General features: G+C 47.2%; 19 protein-coding genes. 6 read left to right on the top strand and 13 right to left on the bottom strand.

From position 1 onward, the window contains the following. Nucleotides 1-147: 147 nt before the first annotated feature. On the bottom strand, nucleotides 148-1,461 hold the full coding sequence (locus Q0R17_RS01015) for a murein hydrolase activator EnvC (RefSeq protein ID WP_293931213.1): 1,314 nt from the start codon (nucleotides 1,459-1,461) through the stop codon (nucleotides 148-150). A gap of 1 nt (nucleotide 1,462) precedes the next feature. After that, complete coding sequence (gene gpmI, locus Q0R17_RS01020; RefSeq protein ID WP_293931216.1) at nucleotides 1,463-2,998, bottom strand: 2,3-bisphosphoglycerate-independent phosphoglycerate mutase; 1,536 nt, start codon at nucleotides 2,996-2,998, stop codon at nucleotides 1,463-1,465. A gap of 180 nt (nucleotides 2,999-3,178) precedes the next feature. On the opposite strand from gpmI, the gene Q0R17_RS01025 reads away from it, so the two are divergent. Further along, complete coding sequence (locus Q0R17_RS01025; protein WP_293931219.1) at nucleotides 3,179-3,484, top strand: helix-turn-helix transcriptional regulator; 306 nt, start codon at nucleotides 3,179-3,181, stop codon at nucleotides 3,482-3,484. A gap of 51 nt (nucleotides 3,485-3,535) precedes the next feature. On the opposite strand, the gene Q0R17_RS01030 is transcribed toward Q0R17_RS01025, so the two are convergent. Genes Q0R17_RS01030 through cutA form a run of 3 tightly spaced genes read right to left on the bottom strand, consistent with a single transcriptional unit; the run spans nucleotide 3,536 to nucleotide 5,873 of the window. Next, on the bottom strand, nucleotides 3,536-4,000 hold the full coding sequence (locus Q0R17_RS01030; RefSeq protein ID WP_293931222.1) for a TlpA disulfide reductase family protein: 465 nt from the start codon (nucleotides 3,998-4,000) through the stop codon (nucleotides 3,536-3,538). Further along, entirely contained in the window at nucleotides 3,997-5,532 is a 1,536-nt protein-coding gene (dsbD, locus tag Q0R17_RS01035; RefSeq protein ID WP_293931225.1) for a protein-disulfide reductase DsbD, read from the bottom strand. Before dsbD ends, Q0R17_RS01030 begins: the two co-directional genes overlap by 4 nt. Beyond that, a complete protein-coding gene (gene cutA / locus Q0R17_RS01040) occupies nucleotides 5,529-5,873 on the bottom strand; it encodes a divalent-cation tolerance protein CutA (protein WP_293931227.1) in 345 nt (114 codons plus the stop codon). Before cutA ends, dsbD begins: the two co-directional genes overlap by 4 nt. Between cutA and Q0R17_RS01045 the strand changes: the two genes are divergently transcribed. Continuing rightward, nucleotides 5,872-6,297 carry an FxsA family protein gene (locus tag Q0R17_RS01045; RefSeq protein WP_293931228.1) on the top strand — a complete coding sequence of 142 codons (426 nt, stop codon included), beginning with the start codon at nucleotides 5,872-5,874 and terminating at the stop codon, nucleotides 6,295-6,297. The two genes, cutA and Q0R17_RS01045, sit on opposite strands and share 2 nt — an antisense overlap. A 145-nt stretch (nucleotides 6,298-6,442) precedes the next feature. Here Q0R17_RS01045 and Q0R17_RS01050 read toward each other — a convergent pair whose 3' ends face one another. The 3 genes from Q0R17_RS01050 to Q0R17_RS01060 are packed head-to-tail and all read right to left on the bottom strand — an operon-like array spanning nucleotide 6,443 to nucleotide 8,589. Further along, nucleotides 6,443-7,036, bottom strand: coding sequence for a YggT family protein (locus tag Q0R17_RS01050; RefSeq protein ID WP_293931229.1), 594 nt, complete (start codon nucleotides 7,034-7,036; stop codon nucleotides 6,443-6,445). Continuing rightward, entirely contained in the window at nucleotides 7,036-7,836 is an 801-nt protein-coding gene (proC, locus tag Q0R17_RS01055; protein WP_293931231.1) for a pyrroline-5-carboxylate reductase, read from the bottom strand. The genes Q0R17_RS01050 and proC overlap by 1 nt, the downstream gene beginning before the upstream one ends. Nucleotides 7,837-7,875: 39 nt before the next feature. Then, on the bottom strand, nucleotides 7,876-8,589 hold the full coding sequence (locus Q0R17_RS01060) for a YggS family pyridoxal phosphate-dependent enzyme (RefSeq protein WP_293931235.1): 714 nt from the start codon (nucleotides 8,587-8,589) through the stop codon (nucleotides 7,876-7,878). A gap of 177 nt (nucleotides 8,590-8,766) precedes the next feature. Between Q0R17_RS01060 and Q0R17_RS01065 the strand changes: the two genes are divergently transcribed. From Q0R17_RS01065 to Q0R17_RS01080, 4 genes are all read left to right on the top strand, one after another. Continuing rightward, nucleotides 8,767-9,807, top strand: coding sequence for a type IV pilus twitching motility protein PilT (locus Q0R17_RS01065; RefSeq protein ID WP_293931238.1), 1,041 nt, complete (start codon nucleotides 8,767-8,769; stop codon nucleotides 9,805-9,807). A 288-nt stretch (nucleotides 9,808-10,095) separates the two neighbouring features. Continuing rightward, entirely contained in the window at nucleotides 10,096-11,232 is a 1,137-nt protein-coding gene (locus Q0R17_RS01070) for a PilT/PilU family type 4a pilus ATPase (RefSeq protein WP_293931241.1), read from the top strand. A 7-nt stretch (nucleotides 11,233-11,239) separates the two neighbouring features. After that, nucleotides 11,240-13,156: a FimV family protein gene (locus Q0R17_RS01075; RefSeq protein ID WP_293931245.1), complete on the top strand. Its 1,917-nt coding sequence runs from the start codon at nucleotides 11,240-11,242 to the stop codon at nucleotides 13,154-13,156. A gap of 630 nt (nucleotides 13,157-13,786) precedes the next feature. Next, complete coding sequence (locus tag Q0R17_RS01080; RefSeq protein ID WP_293931247.1) at nucleotides 13,787-14,392, top strand: peroxiredoxin; 606 nt, start codon at nucleotides 13,787-13,789, stop codon at nucleotides 14,390-14,392. A gap of 81 nt (nucleotides 14,393-14,473) precedes the next feature. Here the strand turns inward: Q0R17_RS01080 and Q0R17_RS01085 are convergent, their stop codons facing one another. The 5 genes from Q0R17_RS01085 to Q0R17_RS01105 all read right to left on the bottom strand — a co-directional run bounded on the left by Q0R17_RS01085 (nucleotide 14,474) and on the right by Q0R17_RS01105 (nucleotide 20,488). Further along, nucleotides 14,474-15,601 (bottom strand): methyl-accepting chemotaxis protein, encoded by a 1,128-nt coding sequence (locus Q0R17_RS01085; RefSeq protein WP_293931250.1) that lies wholly within the window; start codon nucleotides 15,599-15,601, stop codon nucleotides 14,474-14,476. 214 nt (nucleotides 15,602-15,815) lie between these two features. Then, nucleotides 15,816-16,853 (bottom strand): aldo/keto reductase, encoded by a 1,038-nt coding sequence (locus Q0R17_RS01090; RefSeq protein ID WP_293931252.1) that lies wholly within the window; start codon nucleotides 16,851-16,853, stop codon nucleotides 15,816-15,818. A 174-nt stretch (nucleotides 16,854-17,027) separates the two neighbouring features. After that, nucleotides 17,028-17,939 (bottom strand): TraB/GumN family protein, encoded by a 912-nt coding sequence (locus tag Q0R17_RS01095; RefSeq protein ID WP_293931254.1) that lies wholly within the window; start codon nucleotides 17,937-17,939, stop codon nucleotides 17,028-17,030. Nucleotides 17,940-18,017: 78 nt separating this feature from the next. Next, nucleotides 18,018-18,554, bottom strand: a complete 537-nt coding sequence (locus Q0R17_RS01100) for a hypothetical protein (protein ID WP_293931256.1) — start codon at nucleotides 18,552-18,554, stop codon at nucleotides 18,018-18,020. Between the two features lie 302 nt (nucleotides 18,555-18,856). Next, nucleotides 18,857-20,488, bottom strand: a complete 1,632-nt coding sequence (locus Q0R17_RS01105; RefSeq protein WP_293931258.1) for a methyl-accepting chemotaxis protein — start codon at nucleotides 20,486-20,488, stop codon at nucleotides 18,857-18,859. Nucleotides 20,489-20,627 lie beyond the last annotated feature (139 nt).

Here is a 20,627-nt window from a genome sequence, read left to right on the forward strand (position 1 = left end):
TACTTTTTTCCACGAAAAGCACTAAATGACCTTAGGCGCGGCGCACTCTCGTGGTTTGATTGGAATGCTCTTATTAGGTATAGCAAATAATTTTTGGGCCAATCGCTTTGCAAATGATGCGGGCAAAGCCTCTTTGCTTATTGTTCATCAGCCAGCCCACGCTAGTGGATCAACGGGGCGGCCATTTTGTCTGAGTTCAAAGTATAAGCCGGAATCTGCCATTCCACCGCTGTTACCGCTGGTGGCAATGCTGTCTCCTGCCTTAATCGTATCACCTACTTGCTTAAGAATGCTCTCATTCGCGGCGTAAATACTCATATATCCACCGCCGTGATCCACAATCAGCATATTGCCAAAGCCACGTAGCCATTCGGCAAACACCACACGCCCGCTGGCAACGGCCTTTACGCTCTGGCCGGAAGCGGCACGGATAAACACGCCTTTCCATTGCCCACCTTCACCACGCGCGGTGCCAAAGCGGCCCATAATTTCGCCCTTAATTGGCAATCTTAGCTTGCCTTTGAGTGAAGCAAAGGCTTGCCCCGCTTGGCTGGCATCGGGTAAAGCGCTGTTCAATGTGGGGGCTGGTTCTGGTTCGGCTTTGGGCGCGGGTTTACCTGCGGCTTTTGCCTTGGCCTGTGCGGCGGCGTTTCTGGCTGCGCGCTCTTTTGTTTTCTTTTCTGCCAGCTGTTTGGCTGCCGCGGCTTGTTTGGCGCGTTCTAGTTCTTGGCGTTTAATAATCGCGTTTAATTTGTCGACTAGGCCGGTCAGGCGTTTTTCATCGGCAGCGAGTTTTTGGATTTGATTCCGTTGACTGCTGATTTCTTGTGACAGGCTATTCACAATTTGTTTTTTTTCTTGCTGCTCAGAAACCAGCACTTCTTTTTGCTGTTTTTTACGCTGGGCGAGTTGCTGCAAGGCTTCGTTTTTTTGGCGAATTTCTTCAGATAGCTGGGATAGCTCGGCAAGCTGCGCTTCTAGTTTATTGGCCAATTGCAACTGAGAGCGGCTGATATAGCGGTAATAGGTGAGCTCGCGGCTGACTTGATTGGGGTCTTGCTGGTTGAGTAGCAAGCGCCAAGCTTCAATTTGCCCAGCTTTGTAGCGTGTTTTAAGGATTTTACCCAGCCTAACTTGGCTGGCTTGAATGCCACTGCGGGTATGGCTGATATCGTTTTCTAAGCGCTTAATTTCGGCGGTACTTAAGGCTTGTTCTGCTTGCATGCTGCTTAGCACGCGGTTGGCGTCAGAAATGGCTGTTTCTGAATCTTTTAAAGCGTCTGTGGCTTCGCTTCGGTGGGATTCGTTAACAGCCAGATCTTTTTTAAGCTCTTGCAGTTGACCGCGTAAGTCTTTTAGCTCGGCCTGCTTGACCTGTGATTCTTGCTGCGGAGCGGCGGGGGTAGCAGGTGCAGCCAGTGCACCGCTTGTAAGCAATAAAAGAAATAGCGGTCTAAGCAATTTAGAAATTCACCAATGATTTACCCGTCATTTCTTCGGGCTGATTAAGGCCCATTAAGGCCAACATGGTTGGGGCAATATCACGTAAAGCGCCGCTACCACGGGCCGCCATGGTTGCTGGGCGACCGATATACACAAAAGGAACTTGATCCGTGGTGTGCTGGGTATGCGGCTGATGTGCGGTGTGGTCATACATCAATTCACAATTACCATGATCGGCAGTGATGAGGATTTCTCCTCCCGCTGCAAGCATGGCGTCAACACATTGTGCAACACTCTGGTCTAAAGCTTCAACTGCTTTAACGGCTGCGTCAAAAATACCTGAGTGGCCCACCATATCGCCATTGGCATAGTTACAGATAATGACTGCGTATTGCTTGGATTCGATGGCAGCCACAATTTGCCGAGTGACTTCTGGCGCGCTCATTTCTGGCTGCAAATCGTAAGTAGCCACTTTAGGGGATGGCACTAAGATACGGTCTTCGCCAGCAAATTCTTTTTCTTCTCCGCCCGAGAAAAAGTAAGTCACGTGCGGGTATTTTTCGGTTTCGGCGATGCGTAGCTGTTTCAAGCCTTGAGCTGCTACATATTCACCAAAGCTATTTTTCACTTTTGGCTTATCGTAGGCCACAAGCAGGCTTGGATAGGCTGAGCCGTAGTTGGTTGCGGTGCTAAATGAGGCAAATTTAGGCTGACGCGCTTTAAAACTATCAAAGCTGGCATCAGTGAGTGCGGTGGTGATTTGGCGGGCACGGTCGGCGCGAAAATTCATAAAGATCACTACATCACCGTCTTGCATCGATGATTTTTCGCCAATGGCGGTTGCGGAGATAAATTCATCGTTTTCATTGCGCGCATAACCTGCTGCCAGTGCATCTGCTGCTGTGGCGGCATGAAACAGCCCTTCGCCTTCAACCATCACCTTGTAGGCGGGCTCTATGCGCTCCCAACGCTTGTCTCTATCCATTGCCCAGTAGCGGCCAGTAACAGAAACAATACGTGCTGCGGGATGGGCATCGCACACGGCTTGTAATTTGGCTAGGTAGATTGCGGCGCTGCGTGGAGGAGTATCACGGCCATCAAGGAAGGCATGCACATGGATGTGGGCGACGCCCGCATCGCTAGCAGCAGCAATCAAGGCATTTACATGGGCTTCGTGGCAATGTACGCCACCATCAGAAATCAAGCCTAGAATATGTAGCGTTTTGCTATTGTTTTTAGCTTGTAAAATGGCAGCAGCAAATACAGGGTTTTGACCAATGGAGCCATCCGCAACGTCACAATCAATGCGGCTGATGTCTTGTTGCAGCACGCGCCCTGCGCCAATATTTAGATGGCCTACTTCAGAGTTACCAAATTGACCCTTAGGCAGGCCAACGTATTCTTCTGATGCGTTAATTGTGGTCCACGGGTAAGTGGCAAATAAACGATCTAAATGAGGCTTTTTGGCGGCGGCAATGGCGTTATCCGTTGTCTCTTCACGGTAACCGAAGCCGTCTAGAATAAGTAACAACACAGGTTTGACGTTTTGGCTCATATTAGAATTTATCCCTATGATGTTTGCTTACGCAGGTTTGTTAAGCAAACAATTTTTAAATATCACTAGTATTCTAACCCATTGCATAATAGCCTCTATGACGTTTGGCAATATTTCTACCCTAATCAGCAATATATAATTAGAATATCCCCCTAAACCTTTTATTCTTAGATAGTGATTATGGCCAATTCCATTGAGCATATGGACGACACCCACATTGATCAGGCTTCGCGTGCAATGAAAGCGATGTCGCACCCGCTACGCTTAAAAATTCTCTGTGTTTTAGGGGATAAAGAAGTCAGCGTGCAAGATATTGTGGAGCAAGTGGGCACCACACAATCGAATATTTCCCAGCATCTGGCTTTGATGCGGGAAAAAGGTGTGTTGCGTACACGCAAAGATGCTAATCGGGTTTTTTACCGTGTTGGTGATTTGCGTACTCTTGAAGTGATTGTGATGCTTCGAAATGTATTTTGCGGCTTTTAGCCGTTTACATCGCGTACAAGGTACGCGATGTTGCACCTATATAAATTACAATTATTTACTTAATTCTTTTAAGTAGCCCTCTAGCTTTTCCTTTTTGATCCGTCCTAATTCAATTGCGATGCGCTCTCCTTTTGCATTGTAAATTGCGGTAAAGGGCAATCCGCCGAGTTGATTACCTTCTTTTCGCATCAGCTCCATTGCATTGGCGTCACCAATTAATATTGGATAATTAATTCCATATTGCTTGGAAAAGGCACTGACGTCTTTTACATCATCAATGGCAATGCCAACAAATTGCACTTTTCCGGCATATTTTTTTTGTAAGGCAATAAACTCTGGAATCTCTTCACGGCATGGGCTGCACCACGTTGCCCAATAGTTCATGATGATGGCTTTGCCTTTCCATTGTGAAAAAGATTGAGATTTGTTCTGTAAATCAGGGAGTTGGGCTGAGAATATCCCATCAGCCTGCGCTAAAATACTGATAAAACTAAATGCAATCAGCCAGTATTTCATTGTGCTTCCTCTTTAATGCGTTTTAATGTGGCTTTAAATGCTGCTGGGTTTTGGTAGCCAATAACACGCTCATTTAAAAACAGCCCATGATTGCCGGTAAATAAAATAGCAGGTGGGCCAAACAGTTTAAAGCGTTTTAAGAGTGCTTGGTCTGATGCATTATTTTGAGTCACATCGGCACGTAGTAATACCATACTAGATAGCGTGGCTTGAATTTCTGGATCGCTGAGTGTATCGCGCTCAAATTCTTTGCAAGCAATACACCAATCGGCATAAAAATCTAATACAACTATTTTTCCATTGGCTTTGGCAATAGAGCGATCTAATTCTGCTACTGAGCGAATGGCCGTAAATTGCGGCCCTGTTGCTGCGCCTGTTTTCTCCCATAATGGCCGCGCCACCCATACCGCCATGGCCAGCAATAAGATCCCGAAGACTATTTTAATCCCCTGCATGGCCTTGCCCGGTAGCTTGGGTAAGACGCTGCCTCCAAAAACGCCGATGGCAAGTAAAGGCAGGCCTAGGCCAAGCGCCAGCATATATAGAGCGCTACCACCCAGCAGCAGATCCCCCGTTTGGCCTAAATAAGCCAAGGCTGCAGCCAGCGGCGGGGCGATGCAAGGCCCAACAATCAGAGCAGAAAGTGCCCCCATCGCAAATACCGAAGTAAATTGACCACCCGGTAGGCGATTGGCCCATTGATTCATTTTGCTTTGGATACCACCGGATAATTGCAGATCAAATAGCCCAAACATAGCCAGCGCCATCAAAACAAAAAACATGGAGAATATTGCAATAACAAAAGGTTGTTGTAAGGCTACAACAAGTAAGGTGCCGGTTGCGGCGGCTGCAATGCCGATTAAGGTGTAGCTCAATGCCAAACCTTGCACATAGGCAAAGGTTAGCCCCAACGCGCGCATTTTGCCCTGCTGACCGTTACCTAAAACAATGCCAGAGACAATAGGAATCAAGGGATACATGCAGGAGGTGAGTGCTAAGCCCAGCCCCGCTAAAAAGAATATGCCGAGGGTGGCTAGGAATCCGCCGCTGAAAAAAACATCGGCCCCGCTGGGGCCGATTGCTGCGGGGGGGCTGCTCTTGCCAAAAAGCTGGTCTAGTGCGTCTTTGGGCTTGTCACCTATTTTAAGTTGCTGGGTTTGCGGTGGGTAACACACGCCTACTTCAGCACAGCCTTGGAATTTAGCGTTAATGGCCGCATCTAAAGGAATAGGAACGGTAGATTTGAGCCGCACAGCGGTATCGTGCTTGTAAACTTGTACCTTGCCAAAGCTGGGGTCGTTTTTTTCTGTACCAAGCGGAAACTCAGCCGTGAGCGGTGGATTGGCCTTAAAGCTAATGCGATCCCGATAAAGGTAGTAGCCTGGCGCTACTTTAAAACGGACTTCCAATGTGTGGTCATCAATCTGTACCATGTAAGCTTGGAAGGCTTTTTCTGGGGGCAGTAAGTCATCTGCTGCGTTAGCGGAGCCGATCAGCAAGAAAAAGCAAAGTAGTCGAAATAGCGTGATCATTCGGCGGCTTCCTTTGGCCCAACAGAGTCTTGTACCCAGTTGAGATAGGCGGGTAGGCCAGCAGCGGGGCTTAGAGCGATAATTTCGGCTACATCATAAGGGTGATGCGCGGCTAACCAAGCTTCTAAAGCAGGGTAGGCGATTTGGGTCGTTTTAATCAAGAGGGGAACTTCCCTTGTGGATTCGATTCTTTCATTCCATAGGTAGGTAGATTGCACGGGGGCCAATTGGTTCACACAGGCCGCAAGGCGCGCTGCTACAACACCGCTGGCTAAACGATTTGCTACATCTTCGTTTGGGCAATTGCACAGTACGATCAAAATATTATTTGGAGTTGTCATGCCTTACCTGCTGTTATTACTATTTGTAGCCTACCCGATTGCTGAAATTATCACGATCGTTTTACTGGCAAAAGCGATCGGTACTTTTTGGGTGGTGCTGTGGTTGATTGTGGCGTTTTTTAGCGGTGGCCTGATGCTACGCCATCATAAACTGGCCGTGGGTGCCGCGCTTTTTAATGATGTGCGCTCTGGGCGCTTAAGGCTGAGCAGCTTATTTGCCGTTGCTCGTTATTATATTGCTGCGGTACTGCTGCTGTTGCCGGGCATCTTGGGCGACGTGGTGGCGCTTGTATTACTGTTGCCTTGGGGCTATTTGGTGGGCAATAAGGCCGCCGTTACGCCAGCTTCAGCAAGTGCAGATAGCGATGTCATTGATGGTGAGTACCGCCAAGTTAAACCCGATGTGGATCGCTTGAAAGGCTAATTCCTTACCAAACCTTGAGTTATAGAGAAAAAAGAGAGCACAGAGCCGTACAGAGAAAACGATGAATTTCAATGTTTTTGCTCTGTGCGGCTCTGTGCTCTTCGTGGCTTAGGAATTGGAGCTCTCACGCAGAGCTAGTCGCTTTTTACTTCAGCATAATCATGCTTACGCCTTGCAAAATAATTTGCTCTAAGCTGGGTACTAGTACATTCAGCACCAGTTGAATACCCAAAATCAGCACCAGAGGGGTGATATCCACGCCACCAATTGGTGGAATAAAGCGGTGCAGTGGGCGCAGAAACGGTGCGGTGAGCGCGGTTAAAATCGGCATCAGCGGGTTATAAGGCGCTAGCCAAGACATCAGCGCTTGGCCAATAACGGTGGCAAACAGCAGGTAAAGCGACATTTTGCAGATTTCTAATAGGGCAGCAAGGGCCAAAGAAAATAGTGAAAATGGCGCAGTAAAATCAAAGGGCCAAGGTGATAGGGCAAGCAAAGTGGCATGCATAAGCAGCGCCACTAGCCATGCCAGTACTAAGCTAGCGCTGTCTAGCCCACGAAACGGCGGCAAAATACGCCGCACCGGAATAACAGCCCAGTTGGTGAGTGATAGTACAAACTGGGTTAGCGGATGCTTAAAAGGAATCCGCGCGGCTTGTAAAAAAAACCTAGCTAAGAGCAGTAGTAGAAAAAATTCGCACAGATTGCGAATTAAAAAATTGAGCGTGTTAGTTAGCATTAGGATTCATCTCCTAATTGCTGTGAGCGCGCCGCTGCCGCTGCCGCTGCTGCAATAATGCTAGTGCGCACTTGGCTAGCCTCTAGCGTATTAATCGCTTGCTCGGTAGTGCCACCTTTGGAAGTCACTTTTTTACGCAAAGTGGCGGCATCGTCTTCACTTTGTAAGGCCAGCTTTACTGCGCCCTCAAATGTTTTATAAGCTAATTTGCGGGCCACATCAGGTGTAAAGCCTTGTGCCTGTGCAGCGGCTTGTAAGGCTTCCATAAAGTAGAAAACATAAGCTGGGCCAGAGCCAGAAATGGCGGTAATGCCATCAATTTCACTCTCACTCTCTACCCATACCATCTCACCAATCGCGGCCAGCATGCGCTCGGTTAAAGCTCGATCAGCGGGTGTGACATCACTCGTGGCATAAGCCCCAGACATGCCTGCTTGCACTAGTGCTGGGGTATTGGGCATAACTCGCACAATCCGTGGGTAAGCATCTAGCCATTTGGCCAGCGTATCGGCGCGAACGCCAGCTGCAATCGAGATCACCAAAGCACCATTGATTTGCGAGCTAAGTGATTGCGCCACGGCTTTTAATTGCTGAGGTTTTACGGCAAATAAAATCACATCGCTAGGCAAAAGAGGCTGGTCTGGGCTGCTACATTCAATGGCATAAGTACGATTAAGGTGCTCGCGCTGTTCTTTACTGGGCTCGACCACATGAATTTGATTGGCGCTAAAGCCCTGTTTAAGCATGCCACCGATCATGGCGATGGCCATATTTCCGCCACCAATAAAAGTGATTTTCATAAGTATCCTTAAGGTGAAACGAACGCATCATTCCCCTTTTTAATTTGGGGGCGTGTCGCTCGGTTTCGTAACGCGGGAGCCGAACAAGGCGGTTCCTACTCGCACTAGCGTTGAACCTTCGCTAATGGCGATTTCTAAATCGCTCGACATGCCCATTGATAAAACATCCAATGCAATATCGTGGCTCATTAGCTGGTTTTGCACGTCACGAAGTATCTTAAATTGTGAAGCTAAATGCTCCGCATCGCGGCTCGCTTCGGGTATACACATTAATCCGCGTAATTTTATACGGGGAAGTTGGCAGATTTTGCTTGCCAGCTCTAAACATTCATTAGGACTAATGCCTGATTTAGAGGCCTCACCCGATACATTAATTTGTATACAGACATTAAGATCGGGCAGATGTTCCGGTCGCTGTGCAGAAAGACGCTCAACCACCTTTAAACGATCGATGGAATGCACCCAATGCGCCAACTCTGCCACAGATCGGCTTTTATTGCTCTGTAGCGGCCCGATAAAATGCCAAACTAGTTCTTTACAGTCGCTTAAAGCTGCGTGTTTCTCTACAAGCTCTTGTACATAATTTTCGCCAAAGTTCCGCTGGCCACTTAAATAAAGTTCTCTTATATCGGAACTTGGAAATGTCTTACTAACGGCAAGCAGCACTACATCGCTGCTTTCTCTATGATTTCTTAAGCAGGCATCGGCAATGCGCTCTTGCACACCTTGCCATGCTGTAAATATCGTTGCCATAATGGGCTCTCAACTCGAAATATTGCTGGCTAGTTAAATGAGCCACTCACCATATCGGTAGATATAAGTGGTTTAAACATGGCCGTCTTAGGCTGTATGGGGCCAATATATAGCAGGCGTTTGAACATTATTACGCAAAAATTTGTTTCACTTCTACTATGTGGACAGGATTAGACAATGGAAATCTCCGAATTATTAGCTTTCACCGTGAAAAACAAGGCATCAGACTTACATCTATCATCTGGATTGCCTCCCATGATTCGCGTTGACGGGGATATTCGTCGCATTAATACGCCGGCACTGTCGCACAAAGACGTACACGATATGGTGTACGACATCATGAACGACGGCCAGCGCAAGATTTACGAAGACACCTTGGAATGCGATTTTTCTTTTGAAATACCACGTTTAGCGCGTTTTCGGGTGAATGCCTTTGTGCAAAACCGTGGGGCAAGTGCGGTATTTCGGGTGATTCCATCCGATATTAAAACGCTAGAAGAACTAGGTTGCCCGCGTATTTTCCAAGATATCGCAGAAACACCACGCGGCTTGGTGCTGGTAACTGGCCCTACGGGCTCGGGTAAATCCACCACGCTGGCGGCAATGATTAACTATATCAATGCCAATGAATATGGGCATATCTTAACCGTGGAAGACCCGATTGAGTTTGTCCATACCTCGCAAAAATGCCTGATTAACCAGCGTGAAGTTGGGCCGCATACCATGAGCTTTTCTAATGCTCTGCGCTCGGCACTGCGTGAAGATCCTGACGTAATTCTGGTGGGGGAAATGCGCGATCTAGAAACGATTCGTCTTGCACTGACTGCCGCTGAAACCGGTCACTTGGTGTTTGGTACGCTGCATACCTCTTCAGCTGCTAAAACGATTGATCGGGTGGTCGATGTGTTTCCAGCAGCAGAAAAAGAAATGGTTCGCTCTATGTTATCTGAATCATTAAGAGCGGTTATTTCGCAAACACTGTTAAAAAAGAAAGAAGGGGGCCGTGTAGCGGCGCATGAAGTCATGATTGGCGTGCCAGCGATTCGAAATTTGATTCGTGAAAATAAAATTGCTCAGATGTATTCAGCAATTCAAACGGGGCAGCAGTTTGGTATGCAGACATTAGACCAGTGTTTACAAGGCTTATTGCAGCGCAATATTATTTCTTTGCCCGAGGCACGAATGAAAGCGGCAATTCCAGACAATTTTAGAGGCTAAGCCCGTATGGAGAAAATGCCAGTAATCAGCGCTCCCCTAGTGATTTAGCTGAAGGCTGGCATTTATATCAAATAGCCTTAGGCTAGCAGCGCAATTTAAGTTTATTAGGATTATCTTAAATTTTAAGCAGTAATGAGCGTGATTAAATTTATTATTACATTCGACTGTCTACATTAAAGTTTGTTGCTTAATTGGTAGGTAAGGTATTATCGCAGCATATCAAAAGTATATTTACAAGCTGCTGTTGGTACTAGGCAATTAAAACAAGCTCATCGCGGAAAATGAATAATGGAAAAAGAACAAGCCGCAAAGTTTATGCATGACCTATTGCGGCATATGCGTGGCAAAGGGGCGTCGGATTTATTTATCACGGCTGATTTCCCTCCTGCCATGAAAATTGATGGCAAAGTGACGCCGGTTTCAAATCAAATTCTTTCTGCACAGCACAGCAAAGAATTAGCGCGGGCGATTATGAATGATCGCCAAGCAGAAGATTTTGAAGCGACTAAAGAATGCAATTTTGCGATTAGCCCTGGTCAGCTTGGGCGCTTTCGGGTCAATGCTTTTATGCAGCAAGGCCATGTAGGCATGGTGCTGCGTACGATTAATTCTGAAATTCCTTCACTGGCTGAGCTAGGCTTACCGCCAGTTTTATGCGATATCGCCATGGCCAAACGTGGCTTGGTTATTTTTGTAGGCGGCACGGGCTCGGGTAAATCCACGTCACTGGCGGCAATGATTGGGCACCGTAATGAGCATGGTTATGATCACATCATTACTATTGAAGACCCGATTGAATACGTACACGCGCATAAAAATTGCATTGTGACTCAGCGTGAAGTAGGCGTTGATACGGATTCATGGCAGGCTGCACTGAAAAATACCTTACGCCAAGCCCCAGATGTGATCTTGATCGGTGAAATTCGCGACCGTGAAACCATGGATTACGCGATTGCTTTTTCTGAAACCGGCCACCTTTGTATGGCAACCTTGCACGCCAATTCGGCCAATCAAGCACTGGATCGGATTATCAACTTCTTTCCAGAAGAGCGCCGTCAGCAGTTGTTGATGGATTTATCGCTCAATCTACGCTCCTTTGTTTCGCAGCGCCTAGTGCCACATCGCTCGGGTAAAGGGCGCGTGGCGGCGGTGGAAGTGATGCTGAATAGCCCTTTGATCTCAGAGCTGATTTTTAAGGGCGAAGTGCACGAAATCAAAGAAATTATGAAAAAATCACGTGAGTTAGGTATGCAAACCTTTGATCAGGCTTTATTTGATCATTATGAGGCCGGCAAAATTACTTACGAAGATGCCTTACGCAATGCTGATTCGGTGAATGATTTACGTCTAAGTATTAAATTACAGGGCGCAGAGGCCAAGCATACGGATGTACTTTCTGGCCTTGATCACCTCGATATTGTTTAAAGTGCCTATGCGACTTAATCGATATTTACTACTGGCTAGTGTGTTGCTCCAGCCTGCCTATGCAGCAGTCTTGGGTGACTTGCAAGTTCGCTCGGCGCTGGGTGAGCGTTTTAATGCCAGAATAAATGTCGTTGCAAATGATGGGGATGAATTAGATAGCCATTGTTTTCGGCTAGTTGCAACTCAGGATGAGAATGTAGCCCATCTACGGGCGCATTTATCTTTTGAAGCCAATGAAACGGGTGGCCAATTAGTATTGCGAGGGGATGAGCCCTTGCAAGAGCCCTTGGTCAATTTTTCGATTCGGCTACGGTGCGCAAGTGAAAAAAGCGCCGTTTTTCAACGTGATTACAATGTCTTGCTCGATCCACGCGAGTATAAGTCTAAGCGCAGCATAGAAGTAGCGGTGGCTTTGCCCACTATTCGTAGGCAGCTACCTGCTTTTGCAGGAGTATGGCAAAGTCAGGAAGGGGATTCCGTAGAGCGCATTGCGCGGGCTTATTTCCCTCAAGATCGCGCAAAAAAAGCCCGCATGGTGGATGAGATTTACCGGCTGAATCCAGATCTTGCCCAAAATACCAATGCTAGATTGCCTATCAATACCAATATCAAACTACCTGATCGTAATAGCGTATTGGCCAATGTGGCCGTTAGCCCTGAGGTGGCCCCTGCAAAAACGAGCCCTCCGCTCGCCTTAGCCCCACAGCTTGCTAGAGATTCATTACAAATTGCTGTTCCGCCTGCACTGCTTGCAAGCAGCGCAGGCTTTCATCTGCGTATGTCTGACTCTATTCTTGGGGCTGCTCGTAAATCTCAACTCAGCCCAGAAGAGAGCTTGCTTGCGCGTGAGCGTTTGCAGATTCTAGAGGCCGATGATCAAACGGCGCAGCTACTGCAATATAAATATCAAATCACTCAGCTTGAAAAGCAACTGGCCTCCTTACAAGATGGGCATGCTTCAGCTTCAGACGTTGGTGTGGAAGCTTTGTCTCACCAAGAGGAGCGCAGCTGGCCTAGCCCATGGTGGCTGCTACTCTTGCTACTGCCGGTAATGTGGTGGCGTTTCCCGCGTCGCCAAATGAATAACGATTTAGATGCGTTTCCGCTTGGGCAAAGTACTTTTGCATCCATCGCTACGCCTGTAGCGATGTCTGATCGATTAAGAGAGGTCGTGCCTAGCCGTAATCAGGTGATGGGTATGGTCAATAATTTTTCTCAGGCGGCTTCTGATTGGAGCCGCGATGATATGGATGTGGTGCAGCCTAAAAATGTCTCGGAAGAAGCGCAGATGTTGCTGGATCACGGCCTGATTACTCAGGCAATTAATTTATTGATCAGTGAAGTTGAGCAATACCCGAGCTCACTGGCGCTATGGATGAAGCTGTTTGATATTTACGTTAGCCAAGGGATGCGGCAAGATTTTCAAAACCGAGCGGTTGGTTTTAGGTTGCAGTTTTCTAGTGATAGCCTGTGGCAGCAGGTGCAAAGCTTAGGGCGTAGTATTGATGAAGATAATCCGCTTTATCTTTCTTTAGACGAAAAATTAAATCTACCTTTGGTATTGGATAAAGAAGCGGCACAAAATCGTGAGACGAGTGCTATCGAGCTGAGTGAGTTACCGCGTGATACCGCTTTAGCGTTTGCAACGGGCCCTTGGGATAATGAGCTAGACCAGCAATTTACATTGGATACTTTAGACATCCCCGCGCTAAAGGAAATTACCTTTCCAGTAGAATTGCCACGGATCAATTTGGATGACTTCTTAAGTAGCGATCCCGCCTTGCAAACGGTGATTGGGCATTTAGAGCTGGAGAATATTCAGGCTGCTTGTAATGAGCTAGAGCAGCTGCTTTATCGAGGAACGATGGAGCAGCGCCAACTTGCCGTGAAGTGGCTGGATATTTTGATTCCTCTACAAATGTAATGGCCTTGGCGAGGGTATTCATACTGACCTGATGATGTTTCTTGCTCAGCCTATGTAAATAGATTTTTTAGACCCGTACTCTATTTTTGTAGGACGGGTGCAACCCAATCCTATCAACTTAGGCACACCATGTAGGGTGGGCAAGGCGGTTTATCTTGCCCACGCGGATACGCGGCGTGGGCAAAGAACGCGCCTACCCTACGATGTTTTAAATGCTTGCAATAGTGCAATCCAAGCTGAAGCCTGTGTAACAATTAAAACATTCCCCTTGAGTTGATAGGATTGGGGTTGCAGGCCCATATGCGCTAAAAAAGTGATATAGAACCTTAATACCCTAATTTTTTTGCTTAACGCGAGCAAACCAATTTATTGGCGTTGAATGCCGTCATTGACGCGGCAAGAGCGAGCAAGGGCGTGGTTTTGCTGAGGTGCCCGCTTTTATGCAACATAGCCATGATGTAAAGATTGCCTCATTCATTGATAGGTGGTTAAAACATCTAATACAGCTACCATCAAGATGTCATTGAGAAAAGCTATCATCAAGATGAACTTTGTTGATTGGACAAAGTCGAATGTATTAGCCCAAAATACCTGTGGTTATTTTTTAGTCTTAAATAAAGGAGCATCAACATGGCCGTACTCGTTGGTAAAAGCGCACCAGATTTCACAGCAGCAGCCGTTTTAGGTAATGGCGAGATCGTAGATAGCTACAACTTTAAGGCAGCCACTGCCGGCAAATACGCCGTGGTGTTCTTCTATCCTCTAGATTTCACTTTTGTTTGCCCATCTGAGCTGATTGCATTTGATCACCGTCTGGAAGAATTCAAAGCCCGTAATGTTGAAGTGATTGGCGTGTCGATCGACAGCCAGTTTACTCATGCTGCATGGCGCAATACCCCAGTAGAAAAAGGCGGCATTGGCCAAGTTGGCTACACCTTGGTTGCGGATACTAAGCATTTAATCTGCCAGGCTTACGATGTTGAGCTGGCAGCAGAAGGCGTTGCACTGCGCGGCTCTTTCCTGATTGATAAAAATGGCGTTGTACAGCACCAAGTTGTGAACAACTTGCCACTGGGCCGTGATATCAGCGAAATGCTGCGTGTAGTTGATGCGCTGCAATTTACTGAAGAGCACGGTGAAGTTTGCCCAGCAGGCTGGAACAAAGGTAAAGCAGGTATGAAGGCTGATGCTGCTGGCGTTGCTGATTACTTAGCTAAGAATGCTAAAGATCTATAAGCGTATCGCTGACTAGATTAAGTAGATAAAAAAGCCCATTAGCAGCTTGCTAATGGGCTTTTTACTGGGTGAAAGCTTTAATTACTGATTTGATGTAATGACTTCTAAGCGTTGAGCCACATCGCGTACCGAGCTTGCTTGTTGCTCGGATGCATTCGAGATTTCGCTAATTAAATTACGCATCGCACCTACGTCTTGCACGATGCGTGCTAAGGCTTTCTCGGCGCTAACGGCTTTTTCTTCGCCAGCGGTCACGTCTTTTTCGCCTGAATTCATGGTGCCAACAGCACGTTCAATTTCGATTTGAATTGAGTGGATCAGCTCACCAATTTCTGCAGTGGCTTTGGCGGTGCGCTCGGATAATTTACGCACCTCATCGGCCACTACCGCAAAGCCACGACCGGTGTCCCCCGCGCGGGCGGCTTCAATGGCGGCATTGAGCGCTAGCAGATTGGTTTGGTCGGCAATATCTTTGATCACACCCACAATCACGCCAATTTTATCGGATTGGGTATTAAGCTGACCGATAACGCCGGCGGTGGTGCGCACTAATACCGCTACATCGCGCATCCCCTGCACTGCACCTTCCACTACGACTTGGCCTTCATTGGCGCTGCTAAAAGCACTATTGCCACGATTACTGGCCTCGCTGGTGGTGTGGGCTACTTCGTCGATACTGGTGCTGACTTGCTCCATCGTGGAGGCAATATAAGACACCTGTTCATGCAGTTGGCTGGCTTTGCTGGCTACGTCTTGTTGTAAATTTTCATGCTTAAGCTTGCTGGTGATATCTTCCCAGCAGGCAAGGTAGCATTTTACCTTGCTAGAATCTGTGGCATCCCAAATGGGGAAAGCTTTGGTGCGTAAGGTGATGCTGCCTAGTGGAATATCGGCCACATGGGTGGCATTACGCGCGCCTGTACCTAGTTTTTCTAAGATGCGGCGTACACGATCAGGGTCATGGTGAAAACGATGGATAGAGCCACCTTGTGCTGCCGTAGGGTCTGCACCGCGTAAAACTTGGGTCATTTCTTGGCGATATTGCTCAAAGACATTTTTTGCGGTTTGGTTGACATAAAAAACATTGTTTTCATGGCTGGTATCACAGAGCAGGACCATATTGTCTACATGATCTAGTACTGCGCGCATCGTATCTAGTTGAGCATCGGCGGTATTCTTTGATTCTGTCTTTTGAGTAAAGCCAAACATAAGGTGATCCCCTAGAAAACAGGATTAAAAGCAAAGTGACTGTCCTCTTTATAGAATGGCTAGGTTTAAAATCAATCCATTATTATTGAAATAAGCTTCTGTTTTTATAAATAAAATGAGGGCCTTATTGCAAAGTAAAAACCTGCAATAAGGCCCCTTCATAAGTACCGACAGAGTAAAAAGGATGAATGACTAATCGTTAGTTACTTGATGTTTAATTGGCAGGATTAGGGCTTTGTTTGTGAATGGCCTCTATGGCGGCATCTAGCTCTGGGGTAATCAATACATCTAAGCTAGCTATGTTTTCTTTTAACTGGGCCATGGTGGTGGCGCCAATAATATTACTAGCAACGTACCAACGGCTGCTTACCCACGCTAAGGCCATTTGGGCAGGGGATAAGCCATGCTCTCTGGCGAGCTGTACATAGGCTGCAATAGCAGGGGGAACGGCAGGTTTTAAATAGCGTGCACCAAAATTGCTATAGCGCGTCATTCGGCCTGCAGCGTGTGGGTTATCTAAGTATTTGCCAGACAATAAGCCAAAGGCCAAGGGGCTATATGCAAGCAGGCCGACGTTTTCTCGATGGCAGGTTTCAACCAGCCCATTTTCAAAATTACGATTAATTAAATTAAATACATTTTGAATTGAGGCAATACGTGGCAGCGATTGCGCTTTAGCCACGCGGTTGGCTTCCATTACGCCCCAAGGGGTTTCATTGGATAGGCCGATATGGCGAACCTTACCCGCTATGACTAGCTCATTTAAGGCGGCTAATTGCTCTGCAAAATCAGGGGTGTGATCTGGCTCTTGGCTAGGGTCGTAATAGCTTTGGCCAAACATCGGTACATGGCGGGCGGGCCAGTGTAGCTGGTATAGGTCTAGATAATCGGTGCGCAGGCGCTTGAGGCTGGCATTGCATGCGCTAATAATCTGTTCTCGATTAAGCTTAGGCCCGCCGCGTATCCAATCCATGCCACGGTTTGGGCCAGAAATCTTGCTCGCCAAAATAATCTTATCGCGGCTTTGTTTGGCTAGCCACGTGCCTACATAACTTTCGGTTAGCCCTTGAGTTTCTGCTTTGCCTGGCACGGGATACATCTCGGCCGTATCAATAAAATTAATGCCTGCTGCTTGTGCGTAGTCGAGCTGCTCATGCGCTTCGGCCTCGCTGTTTTGCTCACCAAAGGTCATGGTGCCAAGGCATAGGGTGGAGATATTTAAATCAGTACCGGCTAAGAGGCGGTATTTCATCGGGCTAATCCTTTACAAGCAGGGGGATGCAAAGACGCGGTGTTCACAAAACTATCTATATAGCGAGTAGAGGCGTTGCTTGCTGCGCCTTGAACAGGGCACGGCAAGCAGCGCCCCTACATGGCTATCGTGATCGCGGTACGAATGAGTGGTTTTTGTGGATGAAATAATCAATTATTTAGCAGGGCTAACTCGATAGCCTTGTTGGCGCAGGCTTTGGATTAGCCCCGTTTTACCTGGTAGGTGGAGTGCGCCTACGGCAATAAACGCGTTACCGTCTTTTAGCTTATCCGCTAGGCGCTCTGCCATTCGTGGGTTGCGCGCTTCCAGTAATTGAAAGCGCCATTGGCTATACCAAGCTTGATCGGCCATTTTGATATCGTCTTGCTCAGCAAAAGCCGCAAGGCCGTTGATATCTTGCTTAAGATACAGATCTAAAATCTGTTGATAGCTTTGCTGCATAGCCGCTTGCTGATCCAGTACGGTGTAAAGCAGCTCTATTTGCTTTGCTTCTGGAATATTTTCAAACAGGCTGAGTTGCTCATCCAGTGTTTCTAAGCCGGTATATTCTTTTTGCCCTTCGATCGCCATTTTGGCAAACAGCAGATCAAGCGGCATTTGCCCAGATTGTCTAACTGGGGTCATGAGCAGCATGGCTGCGCCCCAAGGTTTAAGTTTGGCTGTAGCCACTTCTGGGTAACCCCGTGCTTCGAGTGCGGGTAAGAGTTTTTGGAAGTGTTCTGCGTCTATTTTTTGTGCTAAAGAAGGCTCTGGCGTCAGCATGCGCTTGCCCATTTCCATCATCATGCCAAAATCTAGGCGAATTTCAGTAACAACATGCTTGGCGTCGCTAAAGGCAGCTTCGGTTTTGGGGCTAAGTTGAGTAACGCGGGGATCGCCAACGTGGGCGGTGCCGTACAGCCAAGAATTAGGCGTGCCTTTTTTTTCTATTTTCCATAGCAAGCTATTGCTGTTTTCTACTTTTGCACTTGCGTTGGCTTTATTGGTAGCGGCGCTAACAGGGGGGGCGAGGAGGGTGGTGGCGACAGCGACGGCAACAATCAGGGGGCGAAATCGAGCAAGCATCCAAGTCTCCAACAGTTTTTATATTTGGAGGTGCAGTATAAAGCGAACTGGATGTTTTCTAAAACAAGGACGTAGCAATTATTCTAAACCAATTAATGTTTTAACCGCATCAACATATTGATCGGCTTGTTGTTTGGCTTTATGTGATTGACGTAATGCCATATTCCAGCGTGCAATCGTTTGTTTGTAATTATCAATATTGCAGGCTTGTATCTCTGTAATTAATGAATTAGCCATGAGTCCTAAAAATTGTTTAGCACTTTCTGCCATCAGGTTTTTGGCCTGCTCAAGTAAGAGGGGGTCAATCACGGAAGGGCTAAGGGCTTGGGGGACAATGCTCTGCTCAAGCGATTTTTCTGCAATTGCCGTTTCGATATTGCGCTCGATAATGCGGATATCTTGAATAAACCCAGCTTGTGCTAATTCTGTGAGGCTGGGATGAATATCTAATCCAATTAATAATGCGGTTAAGGTGCTGCTGGATTTTGCCCCATCAATCAGGATCAGCAAACGGCGCATGCGCGCCGAAAGGCCAAAACTGCGCTCGGCAATTTCTTGTTGCCCTTTGGCAGTTTTCGCATAAATCGTATCGATCAATTGGATAGAAACACTCATGGATCACCCCAGCAAGTCATATAAGAGCGGAGCTTAACAGCTTGATATTACAGAAATTAGAAACGGCTTATTTATAATGCATATTGTTGGTGTGTTGCCCATATCAAGAAAATGGCTGATCTAAAAACTAAGGGGCGCTGCCTGCAGCGCCCCTTAGGGAAACACTAATTTATTCAGTTTTGTTATTCTTGTGCTGGCGAGAATCCAGTATTTACGCTGGATTCTCGATAAAAACATTCAAGGACGACAATTTAATCAGCGTTTCTTTAGTTGCTTGTAAAATTACTGGAAATTTACCGTTTTTATAGCTTAAACCGACCCACAATCGTTTGTAAATTAGCCGCAAGGCTAGATAAATCACTGAGGGTGGCGCGTGTGTTTTTTAGTGCAATATCGGTTTCAGTAACCTGATGATTAATCTTTTCGGCGACTTGGGCGATTTGCTCGGTGGCCATCGATTGCTCTCGGGTGGCGCTGGAGATTTCAATGATTTTGCCAGATACCGATTGCATTTCAACTTGCATCGCACCAATGCGCTCGGCAATGATTTGCGATAGCGCTTGATTGCCGCAAACCATATCTTTGGTGGCTTGCATTTTACCAACGGCATGATTGGTTTTATCGCTGATAGAGCCAAGCATCTGCTCGATCTCTTCGGTAGCCCTTGCGGTGCGCTCTGCTAGTTTTCGGACTTCATCGGCAACTACGGCAAAGCCTCGGCCTGTTTCGCCAGCTCGAGCCGCTTCAATGGCCGCGTTCAGCGCTAGCAGATTGGTTTGGCCAGCAATGTCCTTGATGGTGACGGTGATGAGGCTAATTTGCTGTGATTGGGAAGATAGATCTTGCATCGTGGTGCTGAGCTCTCCCACGGTATTGGCCATTTTATCCGTGTCGTCACGCATGGTTTTAACCGCATCGGCGCTGGCAGTAGCGCCTTTATCAGCTTCGCGCACGGTGCTTTCTACTTGCTGGGTGCTGTCGGCAATATGAGCAATGCTGACGGTAACTTCCTCAATATTGGCAGCAGAGGCAGCGGCCATATCCGCTTGTTTATGTGATTCGTGGGATAATTTTTGCGCCATCTGCTCGATATCGGCCACACCACCGCTCAAGCGGCCAGCTTGATCTCGAACCTGATTAATCATCTTATGTAAGTCGCCCATAAACTGATTAAACGCGATTGCGATATGGGATGTTTCATCTCGGCTGCTGCTATCTAAGCGCACAGTAAGATCTGCATGGCCACTATTTAAGTTTTGCATGGCCAATCTTAAGCGATTAAGTGGGCGGATAACTAAGTTAGCCAGCCATAGTGAGGCAAGTGTAGAAAGCAAGATAGCGAGCGCGCCTAAGATAACTGATTTGAGCAAAATACTATCTAAGGTTTCTTTTACTGAGGATAAATTCGCATCGGCCGCAGCAATAATTGTTTCGCCCTTGCTATTCGTAAATGGCAAAAAGAGGGTACGAAAGCTGCCAAACTTGCTGTCGTATTCGTCAAAAGTACGCTGCTTGGTGCTTACGGCAATTTGTAATTGCTTGCTGGTGGAATCCGATGCGGTGAGGTAAACCTCTGCGTTGGGTTTGCTTTCTTCTTCTGGGGAGAGGGAAGAGAGTACGTAATAAATTTTACCTTCGCGCTGGATATAGCCATAAATAAACGGCAGACCTAGCTCTTTGCTATAGCGTGTAAGGCGCTCTGAGAGCACACGCATTTGCGGCAGATCGGCTTGCTCGCGAGGTTTTAGCTCGGTATGAAATCCTTCGCCTAATACATAGCGGTAGCCGGTGGCTGCGGCGGTAAGCTGGCTGTCAATGGCTTGCAGTGCATGGCTGCGTGCTTGTTGATAGCTAAAGTAGGTAAATAGAGCAACGGTGAGCGTCGTTAATAAAATCATGACGGCCTGAATTTTGCTTTTGAGTGTGTAAAGCATCTGCAATACCTCTGTCAATCTGGTTTATTATGATTTTCTAATGTGGCGGATGTTATTACAAATGAATTAAACAGGTTAAAGAATCTAAGAGTCGATGAGACAGGCGGTCATGATTTTCATGAGGTGCAACCACAAAGGT

It is taken from the genome of Iodobacter sp. (assembly GCF_025352645.1).
Taxonomy (GTDB): domain Bacteria; phylum Pseudomonadota; class Gammaproteobacteria; order Burkholderiales; family Chitinibacteraceae; genus Iodobacter.